The sequence below is a fragment of the Burkholderia sp. 22PA0106 genome, from assembly GCF_047497155.1.
Classification (GTDB): domain Bacteria; phylum Pseudomonadota; class Gammaproteobacteria; order Burkholderiales; family Burkholderiaceae; genus Burkholderia.
Genome location: NZ_CP163162.1, coordinates 1,018,536 through 1,035,317, shown reverse-complemented (window position 1 = coordinate 1,035,317; position 16,782 = coordinate 1,018,536). Strand labels below are relative to the sequence as shown.

Sequence of the window (16,782 nt, the reverse complement as noted above, 5' to 3'; positions counted from 1 at the left end):
GCAAGGCGGGCGGCCGCAGCGCCGCCCGCCGCTCGTTCGGCGCTGCGCGTCAGAACGCATGCGTGATGCCGACGCGCGCCACGATCTGCCGCGCGCTCGACGATTGCCCGGCCGAGCCGAGCACATAAGCGCCATCGAGCGGCGTGCCCGCGCCGCCACTCGCGCGCTGGTAAGCCACCTGCGAATACACGCCGGTGCGCCTGGACAGCGCGTACTGCGCCATCAACCCCACCTGGTTCCAGTGCAGCGATGCGTCGCCACCGCCTGTGGCCAGGTGCGCACGCGTGTACGTATACATCGCACCGACGAACAGGTTCGGCTGCACGCAGACCTTCGCGTTCGCCTCGATATTGTCGAAACGCAGTTGCGACACGCCGGTACCCAGGTCCCCCACGTACAGCGACGACACGGGCTGCTGCACCGTCACGTGCGTATACACCAGCCCGAACGTCGCCGGCCCGACGCCGTAGTTCGCGCCGATCCCGTAGATCTTCTGGTTGCCCGCGACGAAATCCATGTCGTCGGGCGCGACGCTGCCGCCCGTCGTGGTGCCCGGCGTGCCGAGATCCTCGTACACCGCGCCGATCGTCAACGTGTTCCATGCGTAGCTCAACCCGGCGCCGATCGCGCGGTTGCGCGCGAAACTGCCGGCCTGATTGCCGAAACCGTACAGCGCGGTGGCCGTCAGCCCGTGGTACGCCGCGCTCGTGAACTTGACCGCGTTGTTGGCATGGAACGACGCATCGGTGTTGTCGTTGTCGAACGGATGCGCGAACAGGTAGCCGGCCCAGCTGCCGTTGGCCGTCAGCGGCGCGATCGTGTCGGCCACCGTGTCGAACTGCCGCCCGAGCGTCAGCGTGCCGTATGCGTCCGATTGCAGGCCCACGTACGACTGGTACCCGAACACGCGATCGCCGTAATAGAAGCGCCCGTTGTCCACCTGGAAGCCGCTTTCGAGATCGAAGATCGCGTGCAGCCCGCCGCCGAGATCCTCGTTGCCCTTGATGCCCCAGCGGCTCGTGACGAGATCCACGCTGGTCTGCTGCCAGGCCGCATGGCCGCCCGCGTTGCTGGTGAAATTGATGCCCTCGTCGAGCACGCCGAACAAGGTCACGCTGCTCTGCGCGTGCGCGCCATACGACGCGCACAGGCAGGCGAGCGCCGTCGCAGCCTTCAGTTTCATTCGTTATCCTATATAGGTGGATGGCGGCTTGCGCCGCTATCGATCGAATCCGGCGCGCGGGGTGTCGAGCCCCGCCGCGTTCAATGCAGGCCGAGCGCGTTGTCGCTGGCCTCGATCGCGGCCGCTTCGGCACGCGCGTCGAGCCGAAGCCACGGCAGCAGATAGACGATCGTCGCGACCGCCAAGCCCACCGCCCATGCGATGTCCACGCCGCCGAGCCGCGCCGCGAGCGGGCCGCTATACACGCCCGGCAGCACGAAGAACGGCACCGAGGCCACGAAGCCCGCCGCGTACGACACGAGCCCGCGCACGCCCCACGCGCCGTAGATGCCGTCGGCCGTGAACAGATGCGTGATCGCGTAACGGCCGCGCCGCACGAAGAAGTAATCGACGAGATTGACGGCCGTCCACGGTGCGAGCAGGTACAGCATCATGGTCAGCGCCGCGAACAGGATGTCGATCGCGTTGCCGGTCAGCAGCATCGAGATCGTCACCCACACCGCCGTGAGCAGCACCAGCGTGACGATGCGGATCGTGCGCGTGGGCTTGACGGCGCGGAACGAATCGACGCCGGTGATCAGCGTCAGCATCGCGCTGTAGTTGTTCAGGCCCATGGTGGCGACCATCGCACCGATCGACATGATGGAAATCAGCGCGCCGAAGCCGCGGAAGATCGCGTTGCCCGCCTCGTTCAGCGCGATCAGCCCGTCGGACGCGCCAAGCCGCGACGCCAGCCACGCGCCGAGCGCGATCAGCCACACCGCCGACGAGGACGCCCCCGCGAACACCGCGCCGATGATCGCGCGCGGCCGGGTGCTGCGCGGCAGATATCGCGAGTAGTCCGACACATACGGCGCATACGTGATGTTGTAGCTGGCGCTGGCCGCGAACTGCGAGGCGAACGCCACCAGGCTGAACGCACCCGCGTGCGCGGCCTTGGGCGGCACGCCGCCGAACAGGATCGCCACCGTCAGCACGAGATAGAGCGGCAGGCTCAGGTACAGCATCCATTTGAACGCGCGATGCAGCCAGTCGTGGCCGTACACGGCCAGGAACAGCGCGAACAGCGCCGTGGCCAGCGTGATCGCCACCGGCGACCAGCCGAAGATCGCATGCAGGCCGCTGGCCATCAGCACCACGTCCACCACGTTGAACGCGATGAACGTGAACGCCGTGGCCAGCAACACCACCACCACGCCGCGATAGCCGAACTGCGCGCGCGACTGGACCATCTGCGGCAGGCCGAGATGCGCGCCCTGCGACGCGTGAAACGCCATGAACAGCGTGCCGAACAGAATGCCGAGCGTGCCCGACAGGATCGTCCAGCCCAGCGACAAGCCCATGCCCGGCCCGACGAAACCGATCGCGATCGTGAAGAACTGGAAGTTGCCGAGGAACCAGAACGGCCCCTGGTCGAGCACCCTGCCGTGCCGCTCGCTGTCGGGCACATAGTCGATCGAGCGCGTCTCGATCGTGGAGAAACGCGGTGCCTCGTGCGCTGCCGCGCTGCCGAGGTCCGCCGTGCCGGGATGTTCCATGGGGAATCCTTGTTCAGTTGTCCTGATGCCGGGTGGCGTTGAATGACGCTTTGACGGAACGGGTTCAGGCACTGCCGCCGGGCTGCGGCGCCGGCGACAGATGTTCATGCACGGCGAGCCAGCGCTGGCCGGCGCGCGCGAACACGATGGTTTCGCGTTCGTCGAGCGTGTCCTGCCCGGCATGGGTGCGCAGCGTGGTGCGCACCGCGTGCGTGAAGATCGCCACGCCGTCGCCGGCCAGTTGCACGGCGCGATCGCGCGATTCGCAGCCGAGCACCGCGAAGCCGTCGTCGCGCTCCCATTCGCGCCAGCGCGCCGCGTAGGCCTCGCGCGAACGCAGCGGCGCATCGACGTGATGGAACACGAAGCTGGCCTCGGGCGCGAACGCCGCGAAATAGGCCTCGCGATCGTGCCGGCCGAACGCGTCGATCAACGCATCGGCGGCGGCCATCACCTGTTGTTCGGTCGGATTCATCGGGGTGTTCCTGGTGGTATCGATGGATTGGCTGCGATCGTATTGAGTCAAAAAAACGTGACCTATATCAACGTTTCAATGTAGACATCGAGATCCATCGATGTATGCCGTCCGGCCATGCGCGATGCGGGCCGGCGCTGCCGTCCATCGGGGAATGCCCGCCCCCGACGCACCCGGCGAGGGCCTTGGCGAGGGCGGTTTGCATGGGTCGGCGTCGATGCATGGTGGGCCCGGGCCGGAACTGGCATGATGGCGGCACCCGACCGAGCCAGAAGACCGCCATGCCGATTGCATCGTTGTGTGTCGCCGCCGCCGAAACCGCCTGCAAATGTTGCGGCGGCACGAGCCGCCTGTGCGGCGTGCTCGATTTCTCGGTGGGCGGCGCGGACCGCTTCGCCGGCCGCAAGGTCGATCCCTATGCGGGCGTGCCCGTCTACTACCACCAGTGCGAACGCTGCCGCTTCGTGTTCACGCGCGCGTTCGACGCATGGACGCCCGACGATTTCGCCGCCCACATCTACAACGCCGATTACGTGCGGCAGGACCCCGATTGCACCGGCGCGCGGGCGCGCGGCAACGCCGCGATGATCGCGCAGCATTTCCCGGCGATGGCCGGCCAGCCCACGCTGGATTTCGGCTCGGGCTTCGGCCAGCTCGAACACGAACTGGCCGCGCGCGGCTTCGGCACGGTCGCGTCGTGGGACCCGTATCACGGCACGCCGCAGGCGCAGCCGGCCGACGGCGCCTATCGCAACATCCTCGCGTTCGAGGTGTTCGAGCATCATCCCGATCCGCATGCGCTCGTCGCCACGCTGCTGCGCTACCTCGACGACGACGGCGCGATTCTCGTCTCCACGCTGCTCGTGACCGACGCGCAAGTCGAAGCCGGCATCGCCGACTGGTGGTATTGCCTGCCGCGCAACGGGCATATCTCGCTGTTTTCGGCGCTGGCGCTGGGCACGCTGGCCGCTGCGCACGGGCTGAAAGTGGCGTCGTTCGACGACGGGCTGCATCTGTTGTATCGCCACGCGGTGCCGGGCTGGGCCGCGCATTGCTTCACGCCGGGGCAGACGGCCTGAAGGGGGTGAAGCCGACGGATGCGTGCGAACGGCACGGGCAACGTGAAGGCCACGCGAGCGCCGCCTACGGGCCAAACCAGGCCGCCTCCCACGTCTCGCTTGAGCCAGCACGCCGTGCCGCCCCACGCCTGCCCGTAGAATGTCGGGTTTCCCGCCCGCCGCGCCGTTGCCGCCCCACCCGCCATGACCTACACCCTCGCGGCCATCTGTACGAAGGAGATCGAGATCCGCAAGAGCCGCTTCATCGGCTATGCGATCCCGGTGGCCGATCGCGACGCCGCGATGGCCGAGCTGCAAGCGCTGCGCGACGCCCATGCCGGGGCCACGCATGTCTGCTGGGCCTTGCTCGCGGGCGGCCAGTCGGGCATGTCCGACGACGGCGAGCCGTCGGGCACGGCGGGCCGGCCGATCCTCGAAGTGCTGCGCCATCACGATCTCGACGGCGTGCTGGCCGCCGTGGTGCGCTACTACGGCGGCGTCAAGCTCGGCGCGGGCGGGCTGGTGCGCGCCTACACCGATGCGATCGCCGGCGCGCTGCTCGATGCGCAGCGCGTCGAGCGCATCGCCATGACGCGGCTCGCGATCGAGATCGGCTATCCGGATGAAGCGCGCGTGCGCCGCTGGATCGAGCAGGCCGGCTTCGAGCTGGTGGACAGCGCCTATGCGATGACGGTGCGGCTGGCGATCAAGCTGCCCGTGACCGAGGTGGCCGCGGCGCGCGACACGCTGTTCGACGCCACCCAGGGGCGCGCCGGGTTTCCCGCGTTCGAGTGAACCGAACGCCCGGCGCGGCGGCCGAAGCCTGCGGCTTCAGGCCAGGAACAGCCGATACGCCGGGTTCGCGGTTTCCTCGTGATACGGATAGCCGAGCGTGGCCAGGAAACGGTCGAACGCGTCATGATCGGCGGCCGGCACCTGCAATCCGACCAGGATCGAACTGGTGTCGGCGCCCTGATTGCGGTAATGGAACAGGCTGATGTTCCAGTTCGGCGCCATCGCCGACAGGAACTTCATCAACGCGCCCGGCCGCTCCGGGAATTCGAAGCGGAACAGCCGCTCGTCGTGCGCGAGCGGCGAGCGCCCGCCGACCATGTAGCGAATATGTTCCTTCGACAGATCGTCGCCGGTCAGGTCCGCCGTGCCGAAGCCGTGCGCCTCGAAGTTGGCGGCGATCTCGGCCGATTCGCCGCGGCGGCGCGTCTGCACCCCCACGAAGATATGCGCCGAGTGCGCGTCGGCGATCCGGTAGTTGAACTCGGTCACGCTGCGCTCGCCCACCAGCTCGCAAAAGCGCCGGAAGCTGCCGCGCTCCTCGGGAATCGCCACCGCAAACACCGCCTCGCGCGCCTCGCCCACTTCGGCGCGTTCGGCCACGAAGCGCATGCGATCGAAATTGACGTTGGCGCCCGAGGTGATCGCCACCAGCGTTTCGCCTTCGATGCCGGCTTGCTCGGCATAGCGCTTCGCGCCGGCCACCGACAGCGCGCCCGACGGCTCCAGCACGCTGCGGGTGTCCTGGAACACATCCTTGATCGCAGCGCACAGCGCGTCGGTATCCACGGTGATCACGTCGTCGAGCAAGGCCTGGCAGAGCCGGAAGGTTTCCTCGCCCACCAGCTTGACGGCCGTGCCGTCGGCGAACAGCCCGACCTCGGGCAGCGTCACGCGCTCGCCGGCGCGGATCGACTGCGCCATCGCGCACGAATCGGCGGCCTGCACGCCGATCACGCGGATCTCCGGGCGCACCGCCTTCACGTAGGCGGCCACGCCGGCCGCCAGGCCGCCGCCGCCGATCGGCACGAAGATCGCGTGGATCGGCCCCTGATGCTGGCGCAGCACTTCCATCGCGACGGTGCCCTGCCCGGCGATCACGTAAGGGTCGTCGAACGGATGGACGAACGTCAGGCCGCGCTCGGCCTGCACCTGCACGGCGTGCGCGTAGGCGTCGCTATACGATTCGCCGGCCTGGATCACCTCGACGGTCGCGCCGCCATGCGCGCGCACCGCGTCGACCTTGACCTGCGGCGTGGTGACCGGCACCACGATCACCGCCTTCACGCCGAGCCGGGCCGCCGAAAACGCCACGCCCTGCGCGTGATTGCCGGCCGAAGCCGTGATCACGCCGCGCTCGCGCGCCTCGGTCGACAGATGGGCCATGCGGTTGTAGGCGCCGCGCAGCTTGAACGAGAACACCGGCTGGTTGTCCTCGCGCTTGAGGAACACGCGGTTGCGCACGCGGGCGGACAACTGGCGGGCCGGTTCGAGCGCCGTTTCGATCGCCACGTCGTAAACGCGTGCGGTCAGGATCTTCTTCAGATAGGCATCGAGGCTCGACGTGATGTCGGCGGACGGGGGGGTGACGGTTTCCTGACGGCGACTGGACAGCGACAGCATCGAACGCTCCTGGCTTGGGGATGATCGTGCCCGGAGACGGAAACAAAAAACCCGCCTCGGGGGCGGGTTTCGTGACGGCTTCCTTGCGCGCGCTAACCCACCATTCGATGAATGGTGCGAATAATGTGCGCGATCGGGAAGGCGAGACGGGTCATGGAGCGAGAGCATCCGTGATGCCCGTGTGTTTGTCAACCCCGACACTCGACCCCAAGGCGAGCCGGTCTGGCCGCCCCGGGCGTGTCGGCCGGGATCAGTAGCGTTCCGGCACGATCATCGAATCCGGCACCGGGCGGCGCAGGTAATCCTCGTGGTGAACGCGCTCCGGCAGCAGCACCGGCGCGTGTTCGACCTCGTGATACGGCACCAGGCTCAACAGGTGGTCGATGCAGTTCAGGCGCGCGCGCTTCTTGTCGACGGCCTGCACCACCCACCACGGCGCCTCGGGAATATGCGTGCGCGACAGCATCTCTTCCTTGGCGGCCGTATAGGCTTCCCAGCGGCGACGGCTTTCGAGATCCATCGGGCTCAGTTTCCACTGCTTGAGCGGATCCTGGATGCGGGCCTCGAAGCGCGTTTCCTGCTCTTCGTCGGTGATCGAGAACCAATATTTGACGATCTGGATGCCACTGCGCACCAGCATCTTCTCGAACTCGGGCACCGAGCGGAAGAATTCCTCGTACTCGTCATCGGTGCAGAAGTTCATCACCCGCTCGACGCCGGCGCGGTTGTACCAGCTGCGGTCGAACAGCACGATCTCGCCGCCGGCCGGCAGATGCGCGGTGTAGCGCTGGAAATACCACTGGGTGCGCTCGCGGTTGTTCGGCGCCGGCAGCGCGGCCACGCGGCACACGCGCGGGTTCAGGCGCTGCGTGATCCGCTTGATCGCGCCGCCCTTGCCGGCCGCGTCGCGGCCTTCGAAGATCACCACCAGGCGGTGGCCCGTGGCGACCACCCAGTCCTGCAGCTTGACGAGCTCGCCCTGCAGGCGGAACAGCTCGCGGAAGTACTGCTTGCGCGATTCGCGGCGTTCTGCCGAGAACATCGTGGCTTCATCGTCGAAACGGCGGTCGTCCAGCTCCATTTCGAGTTCTTCGTCGTAGGCGTCGACGAGGTCTTCTTCCAGGCGGCGCTGACGCGCTTCGGCGTCCAGTTCTTCGGTACGGGTGTCGGTCATCGTGCTGCCTCCTTGGTAAACCGTCAGATTCGGGCGTTCCCGATTATCTCAGCGCCGCATGTCAACTGCATTAACCGCGCGAACATCGGCTGGATGTCCGGCCCCTTTACCCGGCCCGCCGACATCGATTTTCCGTCGCCGCCCCTCCCCGGACGCGAACCGATTCTCTACACTGACGATTGCAGCGACGATGTGCGACCGGCTCGCCGGCCCGCGCCAGAAACAGAACCGGACCCGAGACACCTGCACACCGACGCCCGATGCGTACCCCCACCCCCCATTCGTCTTATTCGGCCGATGAGCCGTTCCGCGTGCCGCTCGCCCGGCCGGCGCGGGCCGCCGACATTCCCGCGTTCCTGCGTGACATCTGCCGGGGCCTGATCGACCGGCAGCGCGAAGACGAACTGCTGCCATGGGCCGATCAGGCGCTGGCGATCGACCCGTTCGCGGCCGAATTCGTCGAAATGCGCGTGCAGGCGCTGTCGCTGGCCGGACGCCATCGCGAGGCCGCCGAGATGCTGCGCCGCCATGCCGGCCTGCCCTGGCCGCGCGCCGGCTTCGACACGCGGCTCGGCCACGAACTGGCGATGGCGGGCGACCTGGAGGCCGGCATCCGTCATCTCGATCTGGGCATGCGCCACGCCACGACGGCCGGCAACACCGCCGCCGCCGCGCTCGCCGCGCACCGGCTCGGCGAGGCCTGGCTCAAGCTCGGCGAGCCGCGCGGCTTCGCCGGCTGGCTGCGCCGCAACGACGACCCCGTGTCGAGCGGCAGCTATCGCACCGATCTGCCGATGTGGAACGGCGGGGACGTGTCGGGACGGCGCGTGCTGATCACGCACCAGCTCGGCTTCGGCGATCAACTGCTGATGCTGGCCGCCGCGCGCGACTGGCTGCATGCCGGCGCGCGGCTGATGATCACCTGCGATACGCCGCTACTGCCGCTGCTGCGTGCCTCGCTGCCCGATTGCCGGGTGGTGGATGCGCCGCGCCCGGTGGGGGCGGGCGAACCGCTACCGGAAGCGCTGCGGCGCGAGATCGCGGTGTTCGCGCCGGACCTGCACGCGAGCCTGCTGCATCTGCCGCTGCTCGACGCCACGCGCGCCCGGCCGCGCGGCCGTTTCGAGCCGTACCTGCGGGTGCCGACCGACCGCGCGCGCGCCGCCACGCTGTGGGCGCGCCGGATACGCGCCGCCGCGCCGGGCCGCAAGCTGGTGGGCCTGTGCTACGACTGCTCGCACCGGCACCGCCCCGAACTCGGCAGCGCGGCGCGGTGCTGGGCCGCGCGCCGCAGCCTGCCGCGCGAGGCCGTCGAGCGGCTGATCGCGCATCCGGCGCTGGCCTCGCACGTGCTGTTCGTGAGCCTGCATCATCCGAGCGGCGAGGCCCTGGCCGGCGGCCTGCCGCGCGGAATGCGCCACTACGCGCCCGATATCGAGGGCTTCGACGACACCGCCGCCTGCATCCGCGAACTCGATGCGGTGATCGCCGTCGATTCGTCGGTCGCGAACCTGGCCGCGCTGCTCGGCGCGACCACCTGCGTGCCGGTCAATCGGTCGGGCGATTGGCGCTGGGGGAACGCGGGCACTGTGTCGCCGTGGCTGCCGGGCGTTACGGTGCTGCGTCAGAGGGATAGTGGGGATTGGCAGCCGGTGCTGGAGGGGCTGGTCGGGTGGCTGGAGAGCGTGGTGCTCGGCGGGGAAGCCGGGGCGTCGGTGGTTTGAACGGCGGCGTGAACGCGCACGGCGGACGCCGCGCCGGGTGCTGCGCGGCTTCAGGTTCAGTTGACGCGTGGATTTCTGCTTGGGCAATGCGTGGCTTGACGCTCGGATGATGCCCGGCTTCCTGCTCACGCAATTCGCGGCATCTCGTTCAAGCAGTGCGCCGCTTCCCGCTCATTCGATGCGCGGCTTCCCGTCATGCGGCCCGAGCGGCCGTTCGGGCCAATCGATCCAGCGGTCGTCGCGCGCTGCTTCGTGCGCGGCGTTCAACGGATAGCGAATCCGGTTCTCGTCCTTCGGCGTCTCCCCGACCACGATCAAGCGCACCTCGTCCTGCGTGTTGTTCAGGAACGTGTGGCAAATGCCGGTGCCGGCCGGAAACGCCACCGCGTCGCCGGGCGCGAGCCGGTGCAGATGGCCGTCGATCCAGACGTCGGGCGTGCCCTCGATCACGTACGCAAACTCCTCCTCGGCGCTCTCGGCGTGCGGATAGGACGTGCGCCGGCCCGGCAGCAGCCGCACATGATGAATGCCGAGGCGCGTCAGCCCGAGCTTGCGCGCGAGCGGCGCGCCGAGGCCCATCGATTCGGGGTCGCCGGGGTAATGCCCGGCCTCCTGCCCTTCGAGTTCGGTCCAGTGCTTGATGAAATCGGGGCGCGACATCGCGAGGCTCCTGTCAGGGTCGTGGGGAACGGGCATGACAGCATGCATGCGCCGCGCTGTCCACCCGCCCCTCGATCTACCCCACCCCTCAGCAGCGGGCGACCAGCACGGCCTTCGCGCCGTCGGCCGGCTCGAACGCCATCGCTTCATCGATCCGGTCGAACGTGAACGTCGCCCCGAGCCGCGTGCGCAGCGCCGGATCGTCGATCAGCCCTTCGAGCGCCGTCAGCGCGCGCACCAGCCGGGCGGGATCGCGCACCGTCGCGCTCTCGAAGTTGCTGAAGCGGCGGATCGTCAGGTCCTTCATCATCAGCAGCGCGGTGGCGATCGAGAACGGCTCGGTGCGATCGAGAAAGCCATACGCGTAGATCGTCGAGCGTGGCGCCAGCGCCGGCGCGAGCGCACCGAGCAGCGCGCCGCCCACGCCGTCGAACACGGCCGTCGCGTTCAGCGAGGCCGCCAGCGGGCCGAGCGTGTCCGCCAGCGCCGGGCCGGCCGTCACCACGTGCGGCTCGCCCGCGCGACGCAGCGCCTCGGCCGACGCCGCGTTGCGCGCCACCAGGATCACGGGCAGCTTGCGGGCACGGGCCAGCACGCCGAGCGCGCGGCCCGTCGCCGAATTGCCGGCCGTCGCGATCACACCGGCGTGGCCGGCCTCGGCCATCTCCTCCAGAAAGGCGTAGGCCGTCATCACGTTGACCAGCGAGCCGCAGTAATCGCGCGCGTCGACGGTGTCGGGCAGGATCAGGCAGTTCGTGTACGGCACCTGGGCGCGCTCGCACCACAGGCCGACCGTCTCGGAGCTGCGGCCGAGCGAGCGGTAGATCGCCACCTGCCGGCCGAGATAGGCGGCCGGCACGTCCGCGCCGATCGCTGCGACCACACCCGCGCCCGACGCGCCCCACACGTCGTGCCGCACCGCGCTCAGCGCATTGCCGGCAGCCTGCGGCATGCGCAGGAACGTCCTGTCGCCGTGGTTGATCGCCGAGCCGGCCATCTCCACCAGCACATGGCCCGGCGCGGGCTGCGCCGGGGTGGGGATCTCGCGCACTGTCAGCGCCCGCTCGGGAGTCACGCAAATCGCTTGCATCGTTCAAGACCTCGCTTCGGTTGAGGGTGCGCGGCGCGGCCACGACACCCGGTGAGGCCGTACGTTAAGGCGTTTCATCGATTGCCGAAACGCGCGACTCGCACATATCATCGATTCCACTCTGGAATGAATCGACATCACGCTCATGGATCGTCTCGACGCAATACGGCTGTTCGTCCGGCTGGTCGAACGCGGCAGTTTTTCGGCGGTGGGCCGCGAGGAAGGCATCGGGCAGCCCGCCGTCAGCAAGCAGATCGCCGCGCTGGAGCGCCATCTCGGCGCGCAACTGCTGCAACGCACCTCGCGCCGCGTGGCGATCACCGAGGCCGGGCAGGCGTTCTACGACGCGGCGCGGCCGCTGGTGGACGATTTCGAGGCGGTCGAATCGTCGGTCGGCGTGCGCCAGCAATCGCCGCGCGGGCTGGTGCGCATCAACACCGCGCCCGCGCATGGCCGGCTCTGGATCACGCCGCGGCTGCCCGAGCTGTTCCGGCGCTATCCGGATGTGTCGGTGGAGTTGTCCGCGTCCGAGCGCAACGTCGATCTGGTTGGCCTGGGCATCGATCTGGCGATCCGCCACGGGCCGCTCGCCGATTCCTCGCTCAGCGCGCGCCGACTCGGCGAGACGCGCATGGTGCTGGCCGCCAGCGCCGATTACGTCGCCGCGCACGGCGCGCCGGCGCGGCTCGCGGAGCTCGACGCGCATCCGTGCATCGTGTTCGCGCGCGACCGCGAGCGCCGCCCGTGGCGGCTCAAGCAGGGCCGCGAATCGATCGCCTACCTGCCGCGCGGCTCGCTGCTGACGGGCGACGCCGAACACGTCCGCGCGGCCGTACTGCACGGCCTCGGCATCTCGCAGGCGCCGTACTGGCTGCTGGCCGACGAGATCTGCGCGGGGCGCGTGCGCGAATTGCTGCCGGCGCTCCAGCCCGATCCGCTGCCGATGCACGTGGTGCATGCGGCCGGACGGCGGGTGCCGATGCGGGTGCGTGTCGTGATCGATTTTCTGGTGGAGATTTTCTCGGAATCGGCGCCGTGATGAGGTGCCGCCAGGGCGATGGCCTAGCGATCGATCGAAGCCCGCTTCCTGGCGGAGATCGTCGCGAAACCGTCGCCGTAATCACGCATCGTGGCAATGGCCCGCCGATCGATTGAAGCCCGCGTTTCCAGGCAGTTTCCACATGCACACCGGCCCGCGCGCCCCACCTCGCCGCACTTGTTATCATCGCGGCTGATCACGCTGTGCGGAGCCTTCGCGATGGAACTCAAACACCTCGGCGCGTTCGTCGCGCTGGCCGACGAACTGCATTTCGGCCGCGCCGCCGAGCGGCTCTGCATCGTGCAGCCGGCGCTGAGCATGCAGATCAAGACGCTCGAAACCGGCCTCGGCGTGCGCCTGTTCGACCGCGACCGCCACAAGGTCGCGCTGACCGACGCGGGCCGCCTGTTCCTGCCGGAGGCGCGCGCCACGCTCGATCAGGCCGCGCGCGCGGCGCAGGTGGCGCGGCTGTCGGCGCACGGCGAGATCGGCACGCTGCGGCTCGGCTTCGTGTCGTCGGTGCTGCCGAAGCTGCTGCCCACCGTGATCCGCACCCTGCACGCGCGTTACCCGCGCATCGCGCTGGAACTCAAGGACATGCCCACGCCCGACCAGATCGCCGCGCTGCAAGGCGGCACGCTCGACTTCGGGCTCGGGCGGCTGCCGATCGCGGCCGGCGGCCTGCGCACGCGCGTGGTCATGGAGGAACCGTTCGTGGTGGCGGTGCCGGCCTCGCATCCGCTCGCGCGCCGCCGCGAGATCCAGCCGGCGCAGTTGCGCGGCCAGCCCGCGTTCGTGCTGGCGCGCCGCTACGCGCCGGGCCTGTTCGACGCGCTGCTGGTGGCGCTCGGCGCGCAGCAGGTCACGCTCGAGATCGCGCGCGAGCTCGGCGAATACACCACCATGCTCGCGCTGGTGGCAGCCGGGCTAGGCATCGGGCTGATCCCGGCCGAAGCGGCCTCGGCCGTGCCACCGAACGTGGTGGCTCGACCGCTGGCGCTGCCCGGACACCGCGCGCCGCTCGGGCTGATCTGGCGCGACGACGACAGCGCGCTCAAGCGCGTGTTCGTCGAGGTGGTGGAGGCCTGCGTGAACGGCGAGGCGGACGAGGCGAACTGAGCGCCGGCTCCGGTGCTCCGCGTGTTTACGCGCCGCCCCGATCTTTTTACGCGGTATTGATACGCGGCTCGCTACGCTGGGAGGGTCTTCCTACCCGATCGGGTTCCCATCCATCGCATGCGCCAAGCCAAGGCTGTCACACCGCTCCGTATCCTGTTTCCCACTCCGCGCGTCACGCGCGCCAGCGTCCGCATCTCGCTGACGCACGGCCACCGCGACGCGCAACTCGCGACGCTGCTGGCCTCCACGCTCGCGAGCCATATCGTCACCGTGCAACCGGCGCGGCGCGCGATCCACGTCACGCTCGGCACCGCCAGCCCCGACATGCCGGCCCTGCTCGACCTGCTGATGTCGTGCGTCGACGCGGCCACCATCGGCCCGATCGTGCACACCGCCACCGTGGAGGCCTGACATGTTCAAGGGCATCTGGGTGCCGCTCGTCACGCCGTTTCGCGACGGCCGCGTCGATACCGCGGCGCTGCGCACGCTGGCCGCGTCGTACCTCGACACCGGCATCGCCGGCTTTGTCGCGCTCGGCACCACGGCCGAGGCCGCGCTGCTCGACAGCGCCGAACGCGCCGCCGCGCTGGAAGCCATCGTCGAGGTCGCCGCTGGCCGGCTGCCGGTGTTCGTCGGCGTGGGCGGCCTCGACACGCGCGCGTTCCTCGCCGAGATCGACCAGCTCGAACGACATGCGATCGCCGGCTATCTGGTATCGCCGCCGGCGTATCTGTGCCCGAACCAGGCCGGCGTGCTCTGGCATTTCGAGCAGATCGCGCAGCACACGCGGCGGCCGGTGATGCTGTACGACGTGCCGCATCGCACCGGCGTGACGATCGAGCCTTCCACCGTGCGCCAATTGCTTCGTCATCCGAACCTGGCCGGCATCAAGGAATGCGTGCCCGCGCATTTCGGCGCGCTCGACGCGTTGCCGATCGAGCTGCTGTGCGGCACCGACAGCGCGTTCCTCGATTGCCTCGCCACCGGCGGTTCGGGCGGCGTGCTGGCCAGCGCGCATGTGTGCGCCGATCTGTTCGTCGAAGTGCAGCGGCTGCACGAGGCGGGACGCGTGACGGAAGCGCACAGCCTGTTCGACGCGATGCAGCCCGTCGTGCGGTTGCTGTTCGCCGCGCCGAACCCGTCCGCGATCAAGGCGATGCTGTCGCTCACGCACGGCATCTCGCCGGAGGTGCGCATGCCGATCACGCCGGCCTCGCCCCAACTGGTGGCGGAGTTGCGGCGCGTGCTGCCGATGCTGGAGCGCCTGCGGGCGGAATGGCTGGCCGCGCCGTGCCCGGCCGGCAGCCCGACGTAACGCGGGGACAAGAAAAACCGGCGCAGGCCGGATGCGGGATCGTCACCGCATCGGCCTGCGCCGGTCATGTCGGGCGCATTCAACGCTCGCAAGGCACTTGAGCACTGAACGCCTGTCACGCCCTCAGCGCCCTCAGCGCACGATACGCGTCACGCCACGCCCACGCGGATCGGCCGCCGCCTCCGGCGTCTTGCCGTCGACGCGGATCACCTGGATATCGCCGCTGAAATCCTGCCCCTTCAGCGTGTAGCCCTTCGCCTCGATCTGCTGCGCCAGTTCGCCCGTGATCGGGTGGTACGGCTCCCAGAAGATCGTGTTCGGCGGCAGCAACTGGTGATGGAAGCGGAACGCGCCCACCGCCTGCTTCAGCGGCATGCCGAAATCGTAGACGTTGGTGATCACCTGGAAGATCGAGGTGAAGATGCGCGAGCCGCCCGGCGTGCCGATCACCAGCGCCACCTTGCCGTCCCGGGTCAGGATCGTCGGCGACATCGACGACAGCGGCCGCTTCTTCGGCTCGATCGCGTTCGCGTCGCTGCCCACCACGCCGAACATGTTGGCCACGCCCGGCTTCGCGGAGAAGTCGTCCATCTCGTCGTTGAGCACGATGCCGGTGCCTTCCGCCACCACGCCCGAGCCGAAATAGCCGTTGATGGTGTACGTGTTCGACACCGCGTTGCCCCACTTGTCCACCACCGAGAAGTGCGTCGTTTCGGCCTTCTCCGGCATCGTGGTGCCGAGGCCCGGCTTCACGCTCTGCGTGTCCGACGGCGAAACCGGATTGACCTCGGCCGCGCGCTTGGCGATATAGGCGTCGTCGGTCAACTGCGCCACCGGCACCTTATAGAAATCGGGGTCGCCGAGGTATTGCGCGCGATCGGCGAACACGCGCTTCTCGATCTCGGCCACCAGGTGCACGTACTGCGCCGAATTGAGCGGCACGCCCTTGAAGTCGGCCGCGCGATCCTCCTTCATCTTCAGCAACTGCACCAGCCCCACCCCGCCCGAACTCGGCGGCGGCGCGGTGATCACGTGATAGCCGTTCCAGTTCGCCTCGACCGGCTGACGCCAGACCGCCTTGTACTGCGCGAGATCCTCGGCGGTGATGAGGCCGTCGCCGGGCTGCATCGCGGCGGCGATCTTCGCGGCCGTCGGCCCCTCGTAGAAGCCCTTCGCGCCCTGCGACGAGATGCGCTGCAACACGTTGGCCAGGTCGGGCTGCTTGAAGTTCGTGCCGGCCTTCATCGCGCCGAAGAACTTGTCGAAGTTGGTCTTGCCGTCGAATTCCTTGGAGGCGTCCGCGCCGCGCTGCGCGAGTTGCTCGTCCACCATGAAACCGTCCTTCGCGTAATGGATGGCGGGCGCGAGCACCTGCTGCCACTTGAGCTTGCCGAAGCGCTTCTGTGCTTCCCACATGCCCGACACGGTGCCCGGCACGCCCACCGCGCGCGGCCCGTACAGGCTCATGCCCTTGATGACGTTGCCGTCCTTATCGAGATACATGTCCTTGGTGGCGGCGAGCGGCGCGCTTTCGCGATAGTCGAGAAAGTACGGCTTGCCGTCGACGTAGAGCGTCATGAAACCGCCGCCGCCGATGTTGCCGGCCTCGGGATACGTGACCGCCAGCGTGAACGCGATCGCGACAGCGGCGTCCACCGCGTTGCCGCCTTCCTTGAAGATTTTCTCGGCGGCGTCGGCACTGTATTTGTCGGCGACCGCCACCGCCGATCCAGTTAGTTGCGCATGCAACGGTGTCTTGGCGAGCGCGGGGGCGGCGGGCATGAAGCCCGAAACGGCGACGCCGGCGCAAGCCGCGACGACGGAAATCCTGAAACGTTGGAACGTAACGTTCATTGCGCATCCCTCATGAGTGAATACAGGCGTGCTGGAAAAAGGCCGTCTCGCCGCTTATAGCATGTTCCAGAACTTGAAAAAAATGCTTGAGACACGATGGTGCAATGCAACTTTCCGTGCTGAATGCAGGGCTTTTGC

15 protein-coding genes are annotated in these 16,782 nt (G+C 68.7%); 7 read left to right on the top strand and 8 right to left on the bottom strand.

The window, feature by feature from the left end; genetic code table 11:
• Positions 1-49: 49 nt before the first annotated feature.
• From AB4850_RS04465 to AB4850_RS04455, 3 genes are all read right to left on the bottom strand, one after another.
• Positions 50-1,183: a porin gene (locus AB4850_RS04465; protein ID WP_414441396.1), complete on the bottom strand. Its 1,134-nt coding sequence runs from the start codon at positions 1,181-1,183 to the stop codon at positions 50-52.
• Positions 1,184-1,263: 80 nt separating this feature from the next.
• Complete coding sequence (locus AB4850_RS04460) at positions 1,264-2,721, bottom strand: purine-cytosine permease family protein (RefSeq protein ID WP_414441395.1); 1,458 nt, start codon at positions 2,719-2,721, stop codon at positions 1,264-1,266.
• Between the two features lie 64 nt (positions 2,722-2,785).
• On the bottom strand, positions 2,786-3,196 hold the full coding sequence (locus AB4850_RS04455; RefSeq protein ID WP_414441394.1) for a YybH family protein: 411 nt from the start codon (positions 3,194-3,196) through the stop codon (positions 2,786-2,788).
• A 281-nt stretch (positions 3,197-3,477) separates the two neighbouring features.
• On the opposite strand from AB4850_RS04455, the gene AB4850_RS04450 reads away from it, so the two are divergent.
• A complete protein-coding gene (locus tag AB4850_RS04450; RefSeq protein ID WP_414441393.1) occupies positions 3,478-4,275 on the top strand; it encodes a class I SAM-dependent methyltransferase in 798 nt (265 codons plus the stop codon).
• A gap of 183 nt (positions 4,276-4,458) precedes the next feature.
• Positions 4,459-5,049, top strand: coding sequence for an IMPACT family protein (locus tag AB4850_RS04445; protein ID WP_414441392.1), 591 nt, complete (start codon positions 4,459-4,461; stop codon positions 5,047-5,049).
• Positions 5,050-5,085: 36 nt separating this feature from the next.
• Here AB4850_RS04445 and ilvA read toward each other — a convergent pair whose 3' ends face one another.
• Positions 5,086-6,615: a threonine ammonia-lyase, biosynthetic gene (ilvA, locus tag AB4850_RS04440; RefSeq protein WP_414441959.1), complete on the bottom strand. Its 1,530-nt coding sequence runs from the start codon at positions 6,613-6,615 to the stop codon at positions 5,086-5,088.
• A 304-nt stretch (positions 6,616-6,919) separates the two neighbouring features.
• Positions 6,920-7,843 (bottom strand): polyphosphate kinase 2, encoded by a 924-nt coding sequence (gene ppk2 / locus AB4850_RS04435; RefSeq protein WP_414441391.1) that lies wholly within the window; start codon positions 7,841-7,843, stop codon positions 6,920-6,922.
• A gap of 260 nt (positions 7,844-8,103) precedes the next feature.
• Between ppk2 and AB4850_RS04430 the strand changes: the two genes are divergently transcribed.
• Positions 8,104-9,567, top strand: a complete 1,464-nt coding sequence (locus tag AB4850_RS04430) for a hypothetical protein (RefSeq protein ID WP_414441390.1) — start codon at positions 8,104-8,106, stop codon at positions 9,565-9,567.
• Between the two features lie 171 nt (positions 9,568-9,738).
• Here the strand turns inward: AB4850_RS04430 and AB4850_RS04425 are convergent, their stop codons facing one another.
• Both AB4850_RS04425 and AB4850_RS04420 read right to left on the bottom strand, forming a co-directional pair.
• Entirely contained in the window at positions 9,739-10,227 is a 489-nt protein-coding gene (locus tag AB4850_RS04425) for a cupin domain-containing protein (RefSeq protein WP_414441389.1), read from the bottom strand.
• An 88-nt stretch (positions 10,228-10,315) separates the two neighbouring features.
• Positions 10,316-11,317, bottom strand: a complete 1,002-nt coding sequence (locus tag AB4850_RS04420) for an alcohol dehydrogenase catalytic domain-containing protein (RefSeq protein WP_414441388.1) — start codon at positions 11,315-11,317, stop codon at positions 10,316-10,318.
• Positions 11,318-11,462: 145 nt separating this feature from the next.
• On the opposite strand from AB4850_RS04420, the gene AB4850_RS04415 reads away from it, so the two are divergent.
• From AB4850_RS04415 to AB4850_RS04400, 4 genes are all read left to right on the top strand, one after another.
• On the top strand, positions 11,463-12,356 hold the full coding sequence (locus AB4850_RS04415) for a LysR family transcriptional regulator (protein ID WP_414441387.1): 894 nt from the start codon (positions 11,463-11,465) through the stop codon (positions 12,354-12,356).
• A gap of 219 nt (positions 12,357-12,575) precedes the next feature.
• Entirely contained in the window at positions 12,576-13,475 is a 900-nt protein-coding gene (locus tag AB4850_RS04410; protein ID WP_414441386.1) for a LysR family transcriptional regulator, read from the top strand.
• Positions 13,476-13,592: 117 nt separating this feature from the next.
• On the top strand, positions 13,593-13,886 hold the full coding sequence (locus AB4850_RS04405; protein ID WP_414441385.1) for a hypothetical protein: 294 nt from the start codon (positions 13,593-13,595) through the stop codon (positions 13,884-13,886).
• A 1-nt stretch (position 13,887) separates the two neighbouring features.
• A complete protein-coding gene (locus AB4850_RS04400) occupies positions 13,888-14,790 on the top strand; it encodes a 4-hydroxy-tetrahydrodipicolinate synthase family protein (RefSeq protein WP_414441384.1) in 903 nt (300 codons plus the stop codon).
• 132 nt (positions 14,791-14,922) lie between these two features.
• Here AB4850_RS04400 and ggt read toward each other — a convergent pair whose 3' ends face one another.
• Positions 14,923-16,644, bottom strand: a complete 1,722-nt coding sequence (gene ggt / locus AB4850_RS04395; protein WP_414441383.1) for a gamma-glutamyltransferase — start codon at positions 16,642-16,644, stop codon at positions 14,923-14,925.
• Positions 16,645-16,782 lie beyond the last annotated feature (138 nt).